Consider the following 17986-nt stretch of genomic DNA (forward strand, 5'->3'; position numbering starts at 1 on the left):
AATCCACCTTCACGATTCTCTCAAGGCAGGCTTAAGCCATGGAAATCTCTGGAAGCAGCGCGTTTTATTCGGGCCTGAGCAGTATTCAGACCGGGCAGAACCGTGTCGACCAGGCGGCCGGCAAGATTGCCAGCGCCGCAACAGCCCAGCCATCGGCCGCGCAAAGCGATCGTCTGCAAGCCAATGACCGCGCCCAAGCGTCAAACTCGGCGAGCAATATGGTGGAAATGGCCCAGGGCAAGTTTCAAGTCGAGCTGGGGGCAAAAGTCGCCAAGGCTTCGGATGAAATGCTCGGTACGTTGATCGATACCTACGCCTGATCCCCTGCTGAACTCAATTAAAAATGTGGGAGGGGGCTTGCTCCCGATGCGGTGTATCAGCGTGCCCATTCATAGCTGACCTACCGCTATCGGGAGCAAGCCCCCTCCTACATTCGCCTGTGCCTGGCCCTGAGCTAGTTCTCTATTCGTTTTTTGCAGTGGCATCCCGCCGCAGGCCTTGCCGTGCCTGGCGATGACCTGCGTCAAGACAAACGGCATCTGGCCGACGCTTGACAACCCTGGGTCGTAAACGTATGTTTCAAACACCTGTTTGACCGCCATAACAAATCCACGCGGTTGTTCATCCCAGATACATCAGCAGAGGTTTATCGCTATGCCTGACTACAAGGCCCCCTTGCGTGATATTCGCTTCGTTCGTGACGAACTGCTCGGTTATGAAGCGCACTATCAGAGCCTGCCGGCTTGCCAGGACGCTACCCCGGACATGGTCGACGCCATCCTCGAAGAAGGCGCCAAGTTCTGTGAGCAAGTGCTGGCACCGCTGAACCGCGTGGGCGACATCGAAGGGTGTACCTGGAGTGAGTCAGGCGTTAAGACCCCTACCGGTTTCAAAGAAGCCTACAAACAGTTCGTCGAAGGCGGCTGGCCGAGCCTGGCCCATGACGTGGAGCACGGCGGCCAGGGCTTGCCGGAGTCCCTGGGCCTGGCCGTGAGCGAAATGGTCGGCGAAGCCAACTGGTCGTGGGGCATGTACCCTGGCCTGTCCCATGGCGCGATGAACACCATTTCCGAGCACGGCACCCCCGAGCAGCAAGAGGCTTACCTGACCAAGCTGGTGTCGGGCGAATGGACCGGCACCATGTGCCTGACCGAGCCACACTGCGGTACCGACCTGGGCATGCTGCGCACCAAGGCCGAGCCTCAGGCTGACGGTTCCTACAAAGTCTCCGGCACCAAGATCTTCATCTCGGCCGGTGAACACGACATGGCCGACAACATTGTCCACATCGTACTGGCCCGCCTGCCGGACGCACCGGCCGGCACCAAAGGCATCTCGCTGTTTATCGTGCCCAAGTTCCTGCCCAACGCCGATGGTTCAGTGGGCGAGCGCAATGCGGTCACCTGTGGTTCCCTGGAACACAAGATGGGCATCCACGGCAACGCCACCTGCGTGATGAACTTCGACGCGGCCACCGGTTTCCTGATCGGCCCGGCGAACAAAGGCCTGAACTGCATGTTCACCTTTATGAACACCGCTCGCCTGGGCACTGCCCTGCAAGGCTTGGCCCACGCCGAAATCGGCTTCCAGGGTGGCCTGAAATATGCGCGTGATCGCCTGCAGATGCGCTCCCTGACCGGCCCTAAAGCACCGGACAAAGCCGCTGACCCGATCATTGTGCACCCAGACGTACGCCGCATGCTGCTGACCATGAAAGCCTTCGCCGAAGGTAACCGCGCGATGGTGTACTTCACCGCCAAGCAAGTGGACATCGTCAAGTACGGCACCGATGACGAAGCCAAGAAACAGGCCGATGGCCTGCTGGCATTCATGACCCCGATCGCCAAGGCGTTCATGACCGAAGTCGGCTTTGAATCGGCCAACCACGGCGTGCAGATCTACGGTGGCCACGGCTTCATCGCCGAGTGGGGCATGGAACAGAACGTGCGCGATAGCCGTATTTCGATGCTGTACGAAGGCACCACCGGCATCCAGGCCCTGGACTTGCTCGGCCGCAAAGTACTGATGACCCAAGGCGAAGCGCTCAAGGGCTTCACCAAGATTGTGCACAAGTTCTGTCAGGCCAACGAGGGTAACGACGCGGTTAAAGAGTTCGTTGCACCGCTGGCGGCACTGAACAAGGAGTGGGGCGAGTTGACCATGAAGGTCGGCATGGCCGCGATGAAAGACCGCGAAGAAGTCGGTGCCGCTTCGGTGGATTACCTGATGTACTCCGGCTACGCGTGCCTGGCGTACTTCTGGGCCGACATGGCGCGCCTGGCCGCCGAGAAACTGGCTGCCGGTACCAGCGAAGAGGCGTTCTACACCGCCAAGTTGCAGACCGCGCGCTTCTACTTCCAGCGCATCCTGCCGCGTACCCGTACCCACGTGGCGACCATGCTGTCGGGCGCCAACAACCTGATGGACATGAAAGAAGAAGACTTCGGCCTAGCTTACTAAGCCTTACCGGTTCTTTCTGCAACCGCCGCCTCTTTCGGGACGCGGCGGTTTTTTTTGCCCTCCTACAGAGTACGGGCATAAAAAACCGCAGTAATGCACTCAGGGATTACAACCCGCTGCCGTTACAGTAGTGGCAATGTGATACGTGTCAGCCCGGTTGTGCTTAACTGGCTGCATAAAGGCACAGTGCCATTATTTTGCGGGTCGGAGTTTTACCCTTGTCACGCGTGTCTGCTGTACGTTTCAGTCATTTCCTACCTTCGCTGCTGCTGTTGCTGGCCGGGCTTTCGGCTGCGTACGTCAAGGACCTCAACGTCTTCTTCACCTCGCTCTTCAACGTGTTGCCGACCCTGGTCCTGCTGCTCGGCGGCGCGTACTGCGCGGTCTATCGGCGCCAGCGTGAACTGTTCCTGATGATCACGGTGTACGTCGCCTATTTCCTGCTGGATACCCAGACCGATTTCTACCGCGACAATGGCCGCGTGCGTGACGACGCCGCGGTGGTGTTCCACCTGTGTTGCCTGCTGTTGCCGTTGCTGTTCAGCATCTATGCGCTGTGGCAGGAAAAAACCCATCTGTTCCGTGACTTCGTCGCCCGCTGCGCGGTGTTGCTGGCGGTGGGCAGTGTGGCGCTGGCCCTGGAGCAAAGTTTCCCCCAGGCTTTGCTGGGCTGGTTGGCGGAGATTCGCTGGCCGATGCTGCATGGCGCGTGGATGAGCCTGATCCAGCTGTCCTATCCCATGTTCCTGATCGGCTTCCTTACCCTGGCCGCCCAGTATTGGTATCAGCCGCGCCCGCTGCACGCCGCCCAATTGGTGGGGTTTTTGGGCCTGTTCTGGATGTTGCCGCAAACCTTCATCCTGCCGTTCACCCTCAACATCATGTGCAGCCAAGTGATGTTGATGATTGCTGCCGGTGTGGCCCACGAAGCCTATCAAATGGCGTTCCGCGACGAACTGACCGGCTTGCCGGGACGACGCGCCCTCAACGAACGCATGCAACGGCTGGGGCGCAACTATGTGCTGGCGATGAGTGACGTTGATCACTTCAAACGTTTCAACGACACCCATGGCCACGACGTGGGCGACCAGGTGCTGCGCCTGGTGGCGAGCAAGCTGTCCAAGGTCAACGGCGGCGGGCGCGCCTACCGGTATGGCGGTGAAGAATTTGCCGTGGTATTTGCCGGCAAGACCTTGGATGAATGCATGCCGCACCTGGAGGAGATTCGCGAGATCATTGCCGGCTACGCCATCAAGTTGCGTAACCCGGATCGTCCTCATGACGACCACCAAGGCCGTCAACGGCGTGCGGGCAGCGGAGCCTCCAGCGTGTCGGTGACGGTCAGCATCGGCGTGGCCGAGCGTCAGGCCGAGCAGCGTAACCCTGAAGAGGTGCTCAAGTCCGCCGACCAGGCGCTGTACGCCGCCAAGGGCGCCGGGCGTAACTGCGTGATTGCGGCCGGGCAAACCCGTCGTGGCGCGGTGCGCACGCAAAGCGCTGCGGGTTGAGTCAGCGCGCTGTATTTACTGTGACTTAAAAATACCAGATAGTCACAAGCAGACCCTATGTGTCTGAAAAGTTGTTCGGGTACACTCGGGGTCTGTAAAACCGATCCTATCGAATCACTTTTCATGTTCCCACGAGGTTTGCCATGGCTGATTACAAAGCGCCGTTGCGTGATATGCGCTTCGTCCTCAACGAAGTTTTTGAAGTCGCCAAGACTTGGGCCGAACTGCCGGCATTGGCAGACACCGTTGATGCCGAAACCGTTGAGGCGATCCTCGAAGAGGCCGGCAAGGTTACCGCCAAATCCATCGCGCCCTTGAGCCGCGGCGGCGATGAGCAAGGCTGCCATTGGACCGACGGCGCGGTGCGTACCCCGGACGGTTTCCCCCAGGCTTATGCGACCTACGCCGAAGGCGGCTGGGTGGGTGTGGGCGGCGATCCGACCTATGGCGGCATGGGTATGCCCAAGGCGGTGTCGGCGCAGGTTGAAGAAATGATCAACTCGTCGAGCCTGGCATTCGGCCTGTACCCGATGCTGACCTCCGGCGCCTGTGTCTCGATCAACACCCACGCCAGCGAAGAGCTCAAGGCCGCGTACTTGCCGAAGATGTATTCCGGTGAGTGGGCAGGTTCCATGTGCTTGACCGAAGCCCATGCCGGCACCGACCTGGGCATGATTCGCACCAAGGCCGAGCCTCAGGCGGACGGTTCCTACAAGGTCAGCGGCACCAAGATCTTCATCACCGGTGGCGAGCACGACCTGACCGAGAACATCATCCATCTGGTGCTGGCCAAACTGCCGGATGCACCGGCGGGGCCCAAGGGCATCTCGCTGTTTCTGGTGCCCAAGTTCATGGTGAACGCCGACGGCAGCCTTGGCGCGCGCAACCCGGTGACCTGCGGTTCGATTGAACACAAGATGGGGATCCAGGCGTCCGCGACCTGCGTGATGAACTTCGACGAAGCCGTGGGTTATCTGGTCGGTGAGCCTAACCGTGGCCTGGCGGCGATGTTCACCATGATGAACTACGAGCGTCTGGGGGTGGGCATCCAGGGCCTGGCGTCCGGCGAGCGCTCCTATCAGAACGCGATTGAATACGCCCGCGACCGCCTGCAAAGCCGCTCCCCGCTGGGTGCACAGGCCAAGGATAAAGTGGCAGATCCGATCATCGTGCATCCGGACGTACGCCGTATGCTGCTGACCATGAAGGCGGCCAACGAAGGCGGTCGTGCGTTCTCCACCTACGTGGCGACGCAGTTGGACATCGCCAAGTTCAGCGACGATGCGCAGGCGCGCGAGCGCGCCGATAACCTGGTGGCGTTGTTGACACCCGTGGCCAAGGCGTTCCTCACCGACCTGGGCCTGGAAACCACTGTGCTCGGCCAGCAAGTGTTTGGTGGCCATGGCTATATTCGCGAATGGGGCCAGGAGCAGTTGGTGCGTGACGTGCGCATCACCCAGATCTACGAAGGCACCAACGGCATTCAGGCGCTGGATTTGATGGGACGCAAGATCGTCGGCAGCGGCGGTGCGTTCTACACGCTGTTCGCCGATGAGATCCGCCAGTTCATCGCTGAATCGGGGGCCGAGCTGGCCGAGTTCACCACGCCGCTCAGCGCAGCGGTGGATAACCTGGATGAATTGACGGCCTGGGTACTGGACCGCGCCAAGAGCAACGCGAATGAAATCGGTGCAGCGTCGGTGGAGTACCTGCATGCATTCGGCTACATGGCCTACGCCTATATGTGGGCGCGCATGGCCAAGGCCGCGTTGGGCAAAGAGGCCGAGGAGGCTTTCTACGCCAGCAAATTGGGGACTGCACGTTTCTACTTTGCCCGTCTGCTGCCGCGCATTCATTCGTTGAGCGCGTCGGTAAAAGCCGGTAGCGAATCGTTGTTCCTGATGGATGAAGCACTGTTTTAAGGGCCTGTAGGGCGTGTAAGCAATCTCTTACATGACGTGCTGCTAATCGTCCTCTATCGCCAAATTGGATCCACGGATAATCTACTTCACATGGACGTCGCGCAGGAAGCGCAAAGCAACAACACGGACACGTAGGATTCTGCCAGGACGGCGGAGTGAAATGGATGTCAGGGAAACAGTCTGCAAAGCCCCGCTTCGGCGGGGTTTTCTTTTGCCCGCGAAAAAGTCAGGCGCTTGCCTGCGGGGCATTCATCACGTCTTCCAGCAGGGTGCGCAGCAATGCGACGGTGGCCTGTTGGCGTTGCACATCGCGGCACACCAGCCCCACCTTCAATGGCACCCTCGGTTCGCTCAAGGGTTTCCACAAAAGCGCCTGGCTGTTGTGTTCGTCCTGGGAACGCCCCGGTAGCACCGTCGCCAGCTTGGTGTGGGGCAGGCTGTCGAGTATTCCCACCATGGTGTTGAGCTCCGCTTGCACCTGCGGCCGCCGCCCCAGGTTGGCCAACTGGCCCTGCCAGATCTGCCTGACTTGAAACTCCTCCCCCAACAGCAGCATCGGTAACTCGGCAGCTTGTTTGAGCGAGACTTTCTTGAATTCGCGCAGCGGATGGTCGTCGGGAATCACCACCTTCAACTCATCTTCATACAGCAGCACACCGTGCAGGCCTGGCTGGCGTGGTGGCAGGTAGCTGATGCCAATGTCGAGGGAGCCGTTGAGCAACCGCCGCTCAATCTCAAGCCCCGTCAGCTCGTAAATCTGCACCACCAAATGAGGCTGGGCCTTGCGCACGCGCTCAAGCATTTGCGGCACCAGGCTGGTGTGCACGGTTTGCAGCACGCCGATGGCCAGGGTCCGCATGGCCTGGCCCTTGAAGTTGCGTAGCGCTTCGACGGCTTGCTGCATGCCATCAATGAGCGGCAACGCGTGGTTGTATAAGGTGTGCGCCGCCAGGGTCGGCAGCAGCCGCTTGCTGCTGCGTTCGAACAGACTTACATCAAGGTTCTGCTCCAGCTGGCGAATCTGTTGTGACAAGGCCGGTTGCGAGATCGAAAGACGCTCCGCAGCACGCCCTACGTGGCCTTCCTCATACACCGCGACGAAATAACGCAGTTGCTTGAAATCCATAAGGCTTACTTATCGAAAAAGCTGGAAAATCGAAATGGCCGCTGGCCCCCGAGACGCCTAGTCTAGCGCCTATTCGCAGGGCTTACAGGGCCGGATCGGACAATGAACAGCGTTTTTGTTGATAGCGTTTACATAGGCAAGGCAAAAAAACCTCAGGTGCAATGGTCCGGCCGTAACCACCAAGGTCAGGTTGCCAATGGGGGTAAGTTGTGAATCTGTTCAACATCCGCCGCCCCGCCCCGAGCCTGGATGACCTGATCCAGGATGCCCCACGCGACACGCATTCAACCGAGCATTTGATGCCCACTGTGGCGCGCCCACCTCAAGTGTTTGTGCGAGGCCAGGGCTCGTGGCTGTGGGACAGTGATGAGCGTGCCTATATGGACTTCAGCCAAGGCAATGCCGCCAACAGCCTGGGCCATAGCCCACAGGTATTGATCAAGGCCCTGGCTGCGCAAACCCAGGCGCTGATCAATCCCGGCAATGGCCTGCATAACCGTGCCCAACTCAATCTCGTCGAGCGTCTTTGCCAGCATACCGGCAGCGACCAGGCTTACCTGCTCAACAGCGGCGCGGAAGCCTGCGAGGCGGCAATCAAACTGGCGCGCAAGTGGGGGCAACTGCACCGTGGCGGGGCCTATCGCATTATCAGCGCCAGCAACGGTTGCCATGGACATGGCTTCGCTACGCTAGCCGCTTCGGCTGGTACCTTGGTAAACCGCTTCGAACCGCAATTGTCGGGCTTCAGTCACGTTCCCTTCAATGATCTTCCCGCCCTGCATGCTGCCGTGGATGCCCAGACGGTGGCCATTCTGCTGGAACCGATCCAGTGCGAAGCCGGCGTGATCCCGGCGACCGAACACTATCTCAAAGGCGTCGAGCGGCTGTGCCGCGAACTGGGGGTCCTGCTGATCCTCGACGAAGTGCAAACCGGCATGGGCCGCTGTGGCACCTTGCTTGCCGAGCAACAGTACGGCGTGCATGCCGACATCATCACCCTGGGCAAGGGCCTGGGCGGCGGTGTGCCGTTGGCGGCGCTGCTGGCACGGGGCAAGGCCTGTTGCTTTGAAGTGGGTGAGCTGGAAGGCACCCATCATGGCAATGCATTGATGGCCTCGGCTGGGTTGGCCGTCACCGATACCGTGCTTGAGCCCGGTTTTCTTGAGCATGTACGCGTGTTGGGCTGTCACCTGGGCGAAGGGCTTGCCCGTCTGGCCTATCGCTACGGCCATGGCCCATTGCGCGGGAATGGCCTGATGTGGGGGCTTACCTTATCGGATGATTCTGCGGATGCGGTGGTAAAAGCCGCGCTGCAAGAGGGACTGATCCTCAGCGCGCCGCAACCCGACTGCCTGCGCTTCACACCGGCGCTGACGGTGAGCAAAAGCAACATCGACGAAATGCTCCTGCGCCTGGCCCGCGCCTTCTCACGGGTGCGCACCGCGCAACTGCAATGCCGAAAGGGCATTGCTGTTTAACCGTCCAATTCCTGAACCGTCTCGCGGTATACGCGGCGCCCTCAGCCTGATTCTTTTGGCTGGGGGCGTTTTTTTGCCTGAGTAATTTCTGGTGTGAAAACGTTTATTGAGTCTCTTTGGAAACGATGGCTTTTTAGCGAGCGTCGGCAAGGACTGCCGGAGGGGCACGACGTGCTCGACTTTTAATCTATGCCACTGGGTGGTATGTTTTAGGAAGGGATCTCCATGAGGCTCAGGTTGTTCAAAACAAGGCGATTTGCCGAGGCGGCCACTAAAGTCTGGATCTGCGATTCTGAGTTGAGGAAGGCGTTTGGCGAAATGTTGAGGGGGCAGGCAGATAATCTGGGAGGTGGTGTCTGGAAAAAACGTCTCAACCAGAATCGGCATCGGTCTGTTGTATTGGCCAAGGGCAGGCATTATTGGGTTTATCAGTTTCTGTTCGCGAAGCAGGATCAAAGCAATATAACGCAGAGCGAACTTGTCTGGTTTCGAACACTTGCCAAAACTTATGAAGGGTTAAACGAAGCACAGATTCAGCGCATGCTGGATCTCAGGGAGTTTGTGGAGATACATCATGACCAAGAAGTATAAAAGTGAGGCGCTTGAGTCCATTCATCAGTCTGCCGAAGCGCTTCATGCCATCGGCGCCATCAGCAAAACCACGCTTCGAGAATATGATGAAGCATGCTTATCTGCCATGCCGGACCAAATCCCTGCCGAACAGATCAAGCAACTGCGTGAAAGCAGCCATGTCAGCCAACCTGTATTTGCCCGCTACCTGAACACCAGTGCTTCCACGGTCAAAAAATGGGAGTCGGGCGAGAAACGGCCCAGCGGCATGGCACTCAAGTTGTTGAGCGTCGTGAAGAAGCATGGTCTGCAGATTCTGGCGTGAGATGGCCCGATGCCAGAATCCACTGAACCCTCACGAACCGCCAATGTCGATTAGCTACACGGCTCACACGAGCCGATTTTCTGGAGCTGACCCATGGACATTATTCGTATCATCATCGCTATTCTGCTGCCGCCACTGGGTGTGTTCCTGCAAGTAGGCTTCGGCGGTGCATTCTGGCTGAATATCCTGCTGACCCTGTGCGGTTACTTCCCTGGCATCATCCACGCGGTGTACATCATCGCCAAGCGTTGAAGCCCTCAGCCTTTTGCAATGAGCCGTGAGTTGCGCTCATTGCGAAAGGCCAGTTGCTCGATGGTCTGGGTGGCATGTTCGGCTTCTTCCCGTGCCTGCAGGATGATGCCGTGCTGCTCGGACTTACTGCATACAGGGTCGGCATTGCTGGCGTCACCGGTGAGCATGAACGCCTGGCAACGGCAGCCGCCGAAATCCTTTTCCTTTTCATCGCATGAGCGGCAGGGCTCGGGCATCCAGTCGTAGCCGCGAAAGCGATTGAAACCAAACGAGTCGTACCAGATGTGCTGCATGCTGTGGTCGCGCACATTGGGAAACTGCACCGGCATCTGCCTCGCGCCGTGACAGGGCAGGGCGGTGCCGTCCGGTGTCACCGTCAGAAAGATGCTGCCCCAGCCGTTCATGCAGGCTTTCGGACGCTCTTCATAATAATCCGGTGTCACGAAGATCAGCTTGCACGGATGACCTTCGGCTTCCAGTTTGGCGCGGTATTCATTGGTGATGCGTTCGGCGCGCACCAACTGGTCTCGGGTCGGCAATAAGCCCACGCGATTAAGCTGCGCCCAGCCGTAGAACTGGCAGGTGGCGAGTTCGACAAAATCCGCTTCCAGCGCGATACACAGCTCGATGATGCGGTCGATCTTGTCGATATTGTGCCGATGGGTGACGAAGTTCAACACCATCGGGTAGCCGTGTGCCTTGACCGCACGGGCCATTTCCAGCTTTTGCGCGAAGGCTTTTTTCGAGCCGGCCAACAGGTTGTTCACCTGTTCGTCGCTGGCCTGGAAACTGATCTGGATATGGTCCAGCCCGGCCTTTTTGAAGTCGCTGATTTTCTGCTCGGTCAGGCCGATACCGGAGGTGATCAGGTTGGTATAGAAGCCCAGCTTGCGGGCCTCGGCGATCAGTTCGGCCAAGTCCTGTCGCACCAGTGGTTCACCCCCGGAAAACCCCAGCTGTGCGGCACCCATCTCGCGGGCTTCGCGAAACACCTTGATCCATTGCTCGGTGCTCAGCTCTTTGCCCTGCTCGGCGAAATCCAGCGGGTTGGAACAGTACGGGCACTGCAGCGGGCAGCGATAGGTCAACTCGGCCAGTAGCCACAGCGGCAAGCCGATGGCGGGTTTTTCAGGCAAGGGTGATCCAGTGCTCAGCACGGGCGACCTCCATGAATTGCTCGATGTCTTCACCGAGCTCCGGTACGTCGGGGAATTGTTGGTCCAGCTCGGCGATGATGGCTGCCACGTCGCGCTCGCCGTCGATCAAACCGCCGATCAACGCGGCGCTGTCGTTGAGCTTGATCATGCCTTCCGGATAGAGCAGCACATGGCCTTTTTGCGCAGGCTCATACTGGAAACGGTAGCCCTGGCGCCAGGTCGGTATTTTGCTGCGATCAAAGCTCATAGGGTGATCCCTTTATGCCACACCCGCTGCTCGGTCACGCTGTGATAGGGCGGGCGTTTGAGTTCGTAGGCCATGCTCATTGCATCGAGCATGCTCCATAGAATATCCAGTTTGAACTGGAGAATTTCCAGCATGCGCTCCTGACCCTCGCGGGTGGTGTAGTGCTGCAAGGTGATCGCCAAGCCATGTTCCACATCGCGACGAGCCTGGCCCAGGCGGGTGCGGAAGTATTCGTAGCCGGCCGGGTCGATCCACGGGTAGTGCTGCGGCCAGCTGTCGAGGCGCGATTGGTGGATCTGCGGCGCGAACAGCTCGGTCAGCGAGCTGCTGGCAGCTTCCTGCCAACTGGCGCGGCGGGCGAAGTTGACGTAGGCGTCCACCGCGAAGCGTACGCCGGGCAGCACCAGTTCCTGGGAGCGCAGCTGGTCCGGGTCGAGGCCAACGGCCTGGCCCAGGCGCAGCCAGGCTTCGATACCGCCGTCTTCCCCCGGTGCGCCGTCGTGGTCGAGCAAACGCTGGATCCACTCGCGGCGGATCTCACGGTCCGGGCAGTTGGCCAGGATCGCGGCGTCTTTCAGGGGGATGTTCACCTGGTAATAGAAGCGATTGGCGACCCAGCCCTGGATCTGCTCGCGGGTAGCGCGGCCTTCATACATCGCCACATGGTAGGGGTGATGGATATGGTAGAAGGCGCCCTTGGCCCGCAAGGCTGCTTCGAACTCGGCGGTCGTCAGCGGTGTGTCAGTCATTTCAGTGGCTCCTACAATTCAATGCTCATGCCGTCGTACGCCACTTCGACATTGCGCCGCACCAACTCGGCTCGCTCGGGGGAATCTTCATCGAGGATCGGATTGGTATTGTTGATGTGGATAAGCACCTTGCGCTGCTTGGGCAACTGCTCCAGCACTTCGAGCATACCGCCCGGGCCGTTCTGCGCCAGGTGGCCCATCTCGCGCCCGGTGCGGGTGCCGACGCCACGGCGCTGCATTTCATCGTCATCCCACATCGTGCCGTCTACCAAAAGGCAATCGCTGCCGCCCATGATATCCAGCAGCGGCGCGTCGACCTTGCCCAGGCCCGGGGCGTAGAACAGTTTACCGCCGGTGCGCAGGTCTTCGACGATCAGGCCGATGTTGTCACCGGGGTGCGGGTCGAAGCGGTGCGGCGAGTAGGGCGGCGCTGCGCTGCGCAACGGCAGTGGGGTGAAACGCAGGTTGGGGCAGGCCGGAATGGTGAAGCTGGCGTCCAGTTCGATGCGGTTCCAGGCCAGGCCGCCGTTCCAGTGGGTCAGCATGGTGAACAACGGGAACCCGGTGCTCAGGTCTTCATGGACCATGTCGGTGCACCACACCTGATGCGGGCAGCCTTCACGCAGGCTCAACAGGCCAGTGGTGTGGTCGATCTGGCTGTCCATCAGGATGATTGCGCTGATACCGGTATCGCGCAGGGCGCGCCCGGGTTGCATGGGCGCAAAGCCCTGGAGTTGCGCGCGGATATCCGGCGACGCGTTGCACAGTACCCAATTCACACCGTCGTCGGAGATCGCGATGGACGACTGGGTGCGCGCCTGGGCCCGCAGGCTGCCATCGCGAAAGCCTGCGCAGTTCACGCAGTTGCAGTTCCACTGCGGGAAGCCACCGCCGGCGGCGGAACCTAGAATCTGGACAAACATGATCGCTCCATCAAGCGCAGCTCAAAACAAAAACGCCCCGGGCGAACCGAGGCGTTGTATTACTCAGCCAATCAACGGCTGGCGAAGTACATGGTGACTTCGAAACCAATACGCAGATCAGTGTAAGCAGGTTTGGACCAGGTCATATTCTTACTCCTATCAAGGGATGGGACGTTCACTACCAAGTAATACATATAGTCCACCTCCCACTGGAGATGTTCAGATATTGCTGCGCAATGTTACGCAATTCTTTTCAAGTTAGCGCTGTCTCGATGGAAAAAGCCTGTTGCAGGGTTGGCAACGATCATTGTGCCGCTTGCCAGTCATCGCTGATACGCGGGCCGTTAGCTACGCAACGCCAGCCGCCTGCTGCTTCAAGGAGTTGTTGGGCTGCGTGCTGCAAGTCCTCGCGTGTGCGGCTTTGGATCAGGTGTTGAAGTTGATCCAGGTAACTCGACGAATGACCCGCCAACTGCGCGTGCCAAAGCAAATCGGCGGCTTGGCTGACGGGGAGTGCCTGCGCCGTGAATTGCTGCGCAAGAGGCTGATTGCCCACGTCTGCGCTGCGTTCGATCAAAGACGGCAGTTGTTGCAGGAAGGCTTGCAGGTGTTCGGCGATCCTGCCCAGTGACAGGCTGGGCGATTGCACGCCAAACAACAGGCCGGTTTGCCCGTTGACTTGTCGGATGCCGCTGAACACGGCGTAGCCGATTTGCAGCTCAACTCTCAAACGTTGGTAGAACGGGCCCTGGAGCATATGCCCGAGCAGTCGCCAGTTGGCCTCATCGACGAGAGATTGGCTCGGCACTGGACAAAAAAGCAGCAGCGCAGCGTCGCTGGATGCGGTGTTCACCGGGTGCCAGATCCGCTCCCCGTCAAGAACTTCAGGTGTGCATTGAATGTTGGCCGGCTGCCCTGGCAAGCGGGCGGCGGCGATTTTGATCGCCGCTTCACAGGCCGCAGGCAAACCCGCACCCAGCCCCTGCCAGTGAGCGGTGGACCACGACGCTGGTGTCTCCGAGGAGTCGGCTGAAACACCGACGCAGCAAGCCGGCAACGCCTTGAGAAGTTCGCGAATGGCGATCATTGGCGTGGGCGTCGGTGATGACAGATGTGCATCCGAGCTGCTCAGGCTGCGCGCCAACGCTTCGAGCACGGCCGGCATCGGTTCGTGAAGGCCGTGCATGTTCACCCGCCAATCGTTGCCAATGGTTTCGCAAGACAACTCGACACCCGCTTGACGGGCTTGCTCGCGCAACGGCTGCAACAGGCTTTCCAATCCGGCGGGTACGGCAGCGTCAAACCGCCAATGCAGGTACAGCGCGCCTTCGTCGGTGTCACCTGCCAGTGCGTTGCTGAAGGTCAGCGCCGATAACTCCCTCCGGCCCCGTAAGCGATCCTGGGCAAAGGTACGCAAGCCCCGATGGGCGCTGGTTTGGCCGCGGATCAAACCGGCGCGTTCTTCCTTGGCCGGCGCACGAAGAAAGGGGTTACCCGGTGGGAGTTGCCAACCGTGTTCAGACGCGGGCAGATGCAGCGATGCCAGCATGGTCTTGAGGGCTGCAATGCCTTGGTCCGACAGGTCTTCGCTGTCGTCGCGAGCCAATGTCAGGGCGCCTTGAACCTGCTGTTGACGCGCATTGAGCAAGGCAAGCTCTTCACGTAATGGATTCCAGTCGCTGTGTGCGAAAAAGCTCAGCCAGTCATACAACAAGGCTTCGATCTGCGTCGCCGGTTGGCGGTCGCTATCGAGGGTAACGTCGATATCCAGTACCGCCTGGTCCGCGTAGTGGTACAGCACAGACGCATGCAGCGCGCTGGCCAGTTGGCTAGCTTTCAGTTTGGCCAACAACCCGCCTGCCGCCGAAGCGTTGAGCCAGGTGCAGAGAAACTCCAGTGCTTGGCGGGGGGCGTTACAGGTGATGACCTGATGCAGGTGCTGGCTGGCGGTGTGTTGATAGCTGCGTGCCTGGCCGTGCATCAGGGGTGGTGGTGCGGTTTGCGGGTGCAGGGGGCCGGCAATCAGTTCGTCACCGAACTGCTGGGCAAGGGTTTGCAAATCTGCCAGCGATTGCGGACCGGCGAGGCTCAAGGTCATCTGCCCGCTTTGATAGAAGTGCCTATGGAATTCGCGCAAGGCTTGCTGAAAATCGTCGCTTTCCACCGTCAGGCTGTCGCGGTTGCCGGCATGGAATCCTCGCAGCGGGTGATCGGCCGCTAAACCTTGCAACAACGCAACTTGGTGTTGTGCCCTGGCGTCCTCGGACCAGGCCACGAATTCCGCGTGCAGCACTTCGCGTTCACGTCGTTGATCGTCGAGCGTCAGGCGTGGATGAGTCACCATGTCTGCCAACCGCGCCAGCCCGTCAGCGAAGGCCGACACCGGCAGCTCAAAGAAATACTCGGTGGTTCGCTCGCGGGTACTGGCATTGACCTGCCCACCGAGGCGCTGCACGTAGGCCATCAATCCTTCCCCGGCCGGAAAACGCTCGGTACCGAGAAACAGCAAATGCTCAAGAAAGTGTGCCAGCCCCGGCCAGGCCAATGGCACATCGTGACTGCCGGCAGCCACGCGCAGAACGGCGGCGCAGCGCTTCAAGCGCGGCGCATGGCGCAGGGATACTCGCAGGCCATTGGCCAGGGTCAGATGAACGGGGTGAGGGTGAACCGGCGCAGGCATGGGCACTTCCGAGGCGTGAGAAGTGCCTATGCTAGCAAACCCGTGGGGTCAGGGCTTGTGCAGCGCGCCGTAGAGTTCGGGGCGTCGGTCTTGCAGGTAGTGGTTGGCGGCGCGTGCGCTGAGGATTGACTGGCGATCCAGGGTGCCGACGATCAAGGCTTCGTCCAGGCCGGCCTGGGCGATACGTTGGCCATCCGGTGCGGCAATGCTGCTTTGTCCACAGTAATGAATCTCGCCTTCGTGCCCGCAGTAATTGGCATAGGCCACAAAGCACTGGTTTTCAAACGCCCGCGAACGCACGGTGACGTCGGCGACAAAATCGAACGGCACCATGTTGGCGGTGGGCACCAGAATCAGTTCGGCGCCGGCCAGGGCCAGACGCCGGGTATTCTCCGGAAACTCCAGGTCGTAGCAAATCAGAAACCCCAGCTTCCAGCCGTTGAGTTCTACCACCGGAAAATCATCGTCGCCTGCGCTGAACATGGCGTGATCCAGATCGCCAAACAGGTGGGTCTTGCGATAGTTACACAGGCGCTGCCCCTCGGCGTCGATCAACTGGACGGCGTTGTAGATCTGCCCATCGTCAGCCCGCTCCGGATAGCCGTAAAGAATGGCCAGCCCGGCGTTTTGCGCGATCTCGGCAATGGCTTGGGCAGACTCCCCATCCCGCGCCTCGGCCAACGCGCCAACGGCTTCGGCGCCGATGTTATAGCCCGAGAGAAACATCTCTGGCAGCACCAGCACATCGGCGTCGGATGCCTCTTGCGCCAGTTGGCGCAGGCGCTGGATATTACCGGCCACATCCAGCGGCAGCGGCGGGCATTGGTACAGGGCGACACGCATGTTCAGCTCCTTACTCGGCCAGGGCGATTGGCCCAATTTCATCGAACACATCGCCGGGGCCCGGGTTCTCTGGGTGGGTGCTGCCACCGAAGTGAGTCATGATGCCCCACACCGCGTTGAGCGAGGTTTGTACGGCGCCTTCGACCCACGCGGGCGTCCACGATACGTCGTCACCGGCGATGAAAATCCCGCGTTGTTCGGCGGGCATGTCTTTCTGCATGAAGTGCGCGTACATCCGCTGGTTGTAGCGATAGTGGCCGGGCAGTGCACCTTTGAAAGCCCCGAGGAAGTGCGGGTCGGCTTCCCAGGAAACCGTGATCGGGTCGCCGATGATGCGTGCCTTGATATCGACGTTGGGGTAGATCTTGTTCAACGCGTCCAGGGCCAGCTTCACCCGCTTGTCGATAGGCTGGGGAAGCATTTTCAGGGCGTCGCTCATCCACGAGTAGGAAAGGCAAATCACCCCCGGCTTGTCGTCGCCATTATCGAACAGATAGGTGCCGCGGGTCAGGCGGTCGGTGAGGGTCATGCTCATCAGGTCGCGGCCGGTTTGCGGGTCTTTGTCTTTCCAGAATGGGCGGTCAACCATCACGAAGGTTTTCGACGACTGCATGTAGCGCGTGCGGTCCAGGGCCATCCACATTTTTTGCGAGAACAAGGTTTCGTCGCATTCAATCTGGGTGGTCAGCAGCCAGCTTTGGCAGGTGGTCAGCACCGCGGCGTACTCGCGGGTATCACCGTAGTTGTCAGTGACGGCGAAACGGCCATCGGCCGCATGAGCAATGCGTTTTACCCCTGCCCGTGGTGCGCCTCTATGCAGCAAGCTGAGGCTGGTGCCGGCCGGCCAATGGGCGCAGCGCTCCGGCACATGACGCCAGATGCCCATGGGCACTTGCGCTACGCCGCCAACGACCAGGTGTTGATGGTCGTCGCAGTTGGTCATCACCACGCGGAAGATTTCCAGCATGGAGTTGGGGAAGTCCGAGTCCCAGCCGCCGGTGCCGAAGCCGACCTGGCCAAACACCTCGCGATGATGGAACGACAACTTGGCAAAGGCCTTGGAGGTTGCGACGAAGTCGTAGAAGGTACGGTCATCCCACAGCGGCACGAGCTTGTTCCACAGTTCTTTGAGCCGCGGTACATCACGGTCGCGGATCGCCTGCTGGATATCGCCGAACTGCGAGCCGGCTTCCAGTGCATCGGCCCAGGCATCGGCCACTTCCTGAAACAGCGCAGGCAAGTCGGAGAGTTTTTGTGCGTAGTGGGTCTGGCCTTCCAGATCAATCACAGTGCTGCCGGACGCCGGGGTCAGCGGGTTGGGAAAGGGTTTGGTTTCCAGCCCCAACTTGTCTACGTAATGGTAGAACGCCGTCGACGACACCGGGAAGCGCATCCCGCCCAGCTCGGCGATGATGCCTTCGGCGCCTTCGAAGGCCTGGGAGCGCAAGCGGCCACCCATCTTCGAGGCTTCATACACCACTGGCTTGAGCCCCAGCTTCATCAGCTCGTAGGCCGCGACCAAACCAGCGATACCGGCGCCCACGATCGCCACTTCGGCCCCATGGTTGGCGGCGGGAATACTGCCCAGCCCGGCGGGGTGCTCGATCCAGTCATCAAAGGCAAAGGGGAAATCCGGGCCGAAAATGGTGATGGGTTTCTTGCCGTCTGCTGGGTGACGATTGGTCTTGCTGATAGTGCTGGACGGAATGCTCATGGCTGACCTTACTGACGGCTCGGCGGGATATG

17 protein-coding genes are annotated in these 17986 nt (G+C 59.9%); 8 read left to right on the top strand and 9 right to left on the bottom strand.

Annotated features, from left to right (window positions below; genetic code table 11):
- Window positions 1–38: 38 nt before the first annotated feature.
- From E4O97_RS12285 to E4O97_RS12300, 4 genes are all read left to right on the top strand, one after another.
- The gene (locus E4O97_RS12285; protein WP_078822488.1) at window positions 39–320 is read left to right on the top strand and encodes a pyrroloquinoline quinone biosynthesis protein PqqE; all 282 of its coding nucleotides are present in this window, start codon (window positions 39–41) and stop codon (window positions 318–320) included.
- A 334-nt stretch (window positions 321–654) separates the two neighbouring features.
- Window positions 655–2460 carry a phenylacyl-CoA dehydrogenase gene (locus tag E4O97_RS12290; protein ID WP_103735243.1) on the top strand — a complete coding sequence of 602 codons (1806 nt, stop codon included), beginning with the start codon at window positions 655–657 and terminating at the stop codon, window positions 2458–2460.
- A 218-nt stretch (window positions 2461–2678) separates the two neighbouring features.
- Window positions 2679–3968 (top strand): GGDEF domain-containing protein, encoded by a 1290-nt coding sequence (locus E4O97_RS12295; RefSeq protein WP_032879116.1) that lies wholly within the window; start codon window positions 2679–2681, stop codon window positions 3966–3968.
- Window positions 3969–4111: 143 nt separating this feature from the next.
- Window positions 4112–5890, top strand: a complete 1779-nt coding sequence (locus tag E4O97_RS12300) for an acyl-CoA dehydrogenase C-terminal domain-containing protein (RefSeq protein ID WP_078822486.1) — start codon at window positions 4112–4114, stop codon at window positions 5888–5890.
- A gap of 226 nt (window positions 5891–6116) precedes the next feature.
- Here E4O97_RS12300 and E4O97_RS12305 read toward each other — a convergent pair whose 3' ends face one another.
- Window positions 6117–7016, bottom strand: coding sequence for a LysR family transcriptional regulator (locus E4O97_RS12305; protein WP_005792083.1), 900 nt, complete (start codon window positions 7014–7016; stop codon window positions 6117–6119).
- A 209-nt stretch (window positions 7017–7225) separates the two neighbouring features.
- Here E4O97_RS12305 and E4O97_RS12310 point away from each other — a divergent pair, with 209 nt between their 5' ends.
- The 4 genes from E4O97_RS12310 (at window position 7226) to E4O97_RS12325 (ending at window position 9641) form a co-directional block, all read left to right on the top strand.
- Window positions 7226–8494 carry an aminotransferase class III-fold pyridoxal phosphate-dependent enzyme gene (locus tag E4O97_RS12310; protein WP_248161423.1) on the top strand — a complete coding sequence of 423 codons (1269 nt, stop codon included), beginning with the start codon at window positions 7226–7228 and terminating at the stop codon, window positions 8492–8494.
- A 225-nt stretch (window positions 8495–8719) separates the two neighbouring features.
- Entirely contained in the window at window positions 8720–9085 is a 366-nt protein-coding gene (locus E4O97_RS12315; RefSeq protein ID WP_032879120.1) for a type II toxin-antitoxin system RelE/ParE family toxin, read from the top strand.
- Complete coding sequence (locus E4O97_RS12320) at window positions 9069–9389, top strand: DNA-binding transcriptional regulator (protein WP_032879122.1); 321 nt, start codon at window positions 9069–9071, stop codon at window positions 9387–9389. Before E4O97_RS12315 ends, E4O97_RS12320 begins: the two co-directional genes overlap by 17 nt.
- A 93-nt stretch (window positions 9390–9482) precedes the next feature.
- Window positions 9483–9641: a YqaE/Pmp3 family membrane protein gene (locus E4O97_RS12325; protein ID WP_003194776.1), complete on the top strand. Its 159-nt coding sequence runs from the start codon at window positions 9483–9485 to the stop codon at window positions 9639–9641.
- 5 nt (window positions 9642–9646) lie between these two features.
- Here the strand turns inward: E4O97_RS12325 and pqqE are convergent, their stop codons facing one another.
- The 8 genes from pqqE to E4O97_RS12365 form a co-directional block, all read right to left on the bottom strand.
- Window positions 9647–10798: a pyrroloquinoline quinone biosynthesis protein PqqE gene (gene pqqE, locus E4O97_RS12330; RefSeq protein WP_005792079.1), complete on the bottom strand. Its 1152-nt coding sequence runs from the start codon at window positions 10796–10798 to the stop codon at window positions 9647–9649.
- Window positions 10770–11045: a pyrroloquinoline quinone biosynthesis peptide chaperone PqqD gene (gene pqqD / locus E4O97_RS12335; protein ID WP_216090390.1), complete on the bottom strand. Its 276-nt coding sequence runs from the start codon at window positions 11043–11045 to the stop codon at window positions 10770–10772. Before pqqD ends, pqqE begins: the two co-directional genes overlap by 29 nt.
- On the bottom strand, window positions 11042–11794 hold the full coding sequence (gene pqqC / locus E4O97_RS12340) for a pyrroloquinoline-quinone synthase PqqC (RefSeq protein WP_017138042.1): 753 nt from the start codon (window positions 11792–11794) through the stop codon (window positions 11042–11044). Before pqqC ends, pqqD begins: the two co-directional genes overlap by 4 nt.
- A gap of 11 nt (window positions 11795–11805) precedes the next feature.
- Window positions 11806–12717: a pyrroloquinoline quinone biosynthesis protein PqqB gene (pqqB, locus tag E4O97_RS12345; RefSeq protein WP_005792074.1), complete on the bottom strand. Its 912-nt coding sequence runs from the start codon at window positions 12715–12717 to the stop codon at window positions 11806–11808.
- Between the two features lie 71 nt (window positions 12718–12788).
- Window positions 12789–12863, bottom strand: a complete 75-nt coding sequence (gene pqqA, locus E4O97_RS12350; protein WP_003194766.1) for a pyrroloquinoline quinone precursor peptide PqqA — start codon at window positions 12861–12863, stop codon at window positions 12789–12791.
- Between the two features lie 158 nt (window positions 12864–13021).
- On the bottom strand, window positions 13022–15397 hold the full coding sequence (pqqF, locus tag E4O97_RS12355) for a pyrroloquinoline quinone biosynthesis protein PqqF (protein ID WP_248161424.1): 2376 nt from the start codon (window positions 15395–15397) through the stop codon (window positions 13022–13024).
- Window positions 15398–15445: 48 nt separating this feature from the next.
- On the bottom strand, window positions 15446–16240 hold the full coding sequence (locus E4O97_RS12360) for a carbon-nitrogen hydrolase family protein (protein ID WP_032879127.1): 795 nt from the start codon (window positions 16238–16240) through the stop codon (window positions 15446–15448).
- A gap of 10 nt (window positions 16241–16250) precedes the next feature.
- Window positions 16251–17933, bottom strand: a complete 1683-nt coding sequence (locus E4O97_RS12365; RefSeq protein WP_032881195.1) for an NAD(P)/FAD-dependent oxidoreductase — start codon at window positions 17931–17933, stop codon at window positions 16251–16253.
- Window positions 17934–17986: the final 53 nt, after the last annotated feature.

The sequence above is a fragment of the Pseudomonas sp. W15Feb34 genome (genome assembly GCF_023127765.1).
Taxonomy (GTDB): domain Bacteria; phylum Pseudomonadota; class Gammaproteobacteria; order Pseudomonadales; family Pseudomonadaceae; genus Aquipseudomonas; species Aquipseudomonas synxantha_A.

Excerpts from the sequence above, each read along its gene's own strand:
- pqqD (WP_216090390.1), bottom strand. The coding sequence starts at position 11,045 with ATGAGCTTTGATCGCAGCAAAATACCGACCTGGCGCCAGGGCTACCGT.
- E4O97_RS12305 (WP_005792083.1), bottom strand. The coding sequence starts at position 7,016 with ATGGATTTCAAGCAACTGCGTTATTTCGTCGCGGTGTATGAGGAAGGC.
- E4O97_RS12325 (WP_003194776.1), top strand. The coding sequence starts at position 9,483 with ATGGACATTATTCGTATCATCATCGCTATTCTGCTGCCGCCACTGGGT.
- E4O97_RS12360 (WP_032879127.1), bottom strand. The coding sequence starts at position 16,240 with ATGCGTGTCGCCCTGTACCAATGCCCGCCGCTGCCGCTGGATGTGGCC.
- E4O97_RS12290 (WP_103735243.1), top strand. The coding sequence starts at position 655 with ATGCCTGACTACAAGGCCCCCTTGCGTGATATTCGCTTCGTTCGTGAC.
- E4O97_RS12300 (WP_078822486.1), top strand. The coding sequence starts at position 4,112 with ATGGCTGATTACAAAGCGCCGTTGCGTGATATGCGCTTCGTCCTCAAC.
- E4O97_RS12320 (WP_032879122.1), top strand. The coding sequence starts at position 9,069 with ATGACCAAGAAGTATAAAAGTGAGGCGCTTGAGTCCATTCATCAGTCT.
- pqqB (WP_005792074.1), bottom strand. The coding sequence starts at position 12,717 with ATGTTTGTCCAGATTCTAGGTTCCGCCGCCGGCGGTGGCTTCCCGCAG.
- pqqF (WP_248161424.1), bottom strand. The coding sequence starts at position 15,397 with ATGCCTGCGCCGGTTCACCCTCACCCCGTTCATCTGACCCTGGCCAAT.
- E4O97_RS12285 (WP_078822488.1), top strand. The coding sequence starts at position 39 with ATGGAAATCTCTGGAAGCAGCGCGTTTTATTCGGGCCTGAGCAGTATT.
- E4O97_RS12315 (WP_032879120.1), top strand. The coding sequence starts at position 8,720 with ATGAGGCTCAGGTTGTTCAAAACAAGGCGATTTGCCGAGGCGGCCACT.
- pqqC (WP_017138042.1), bottom strand. The coding sequence starts at position 11,794 with ATGACTGACACACCGCTGACGACCGCCGAGTTCGAAGCAGCCTTGCGG.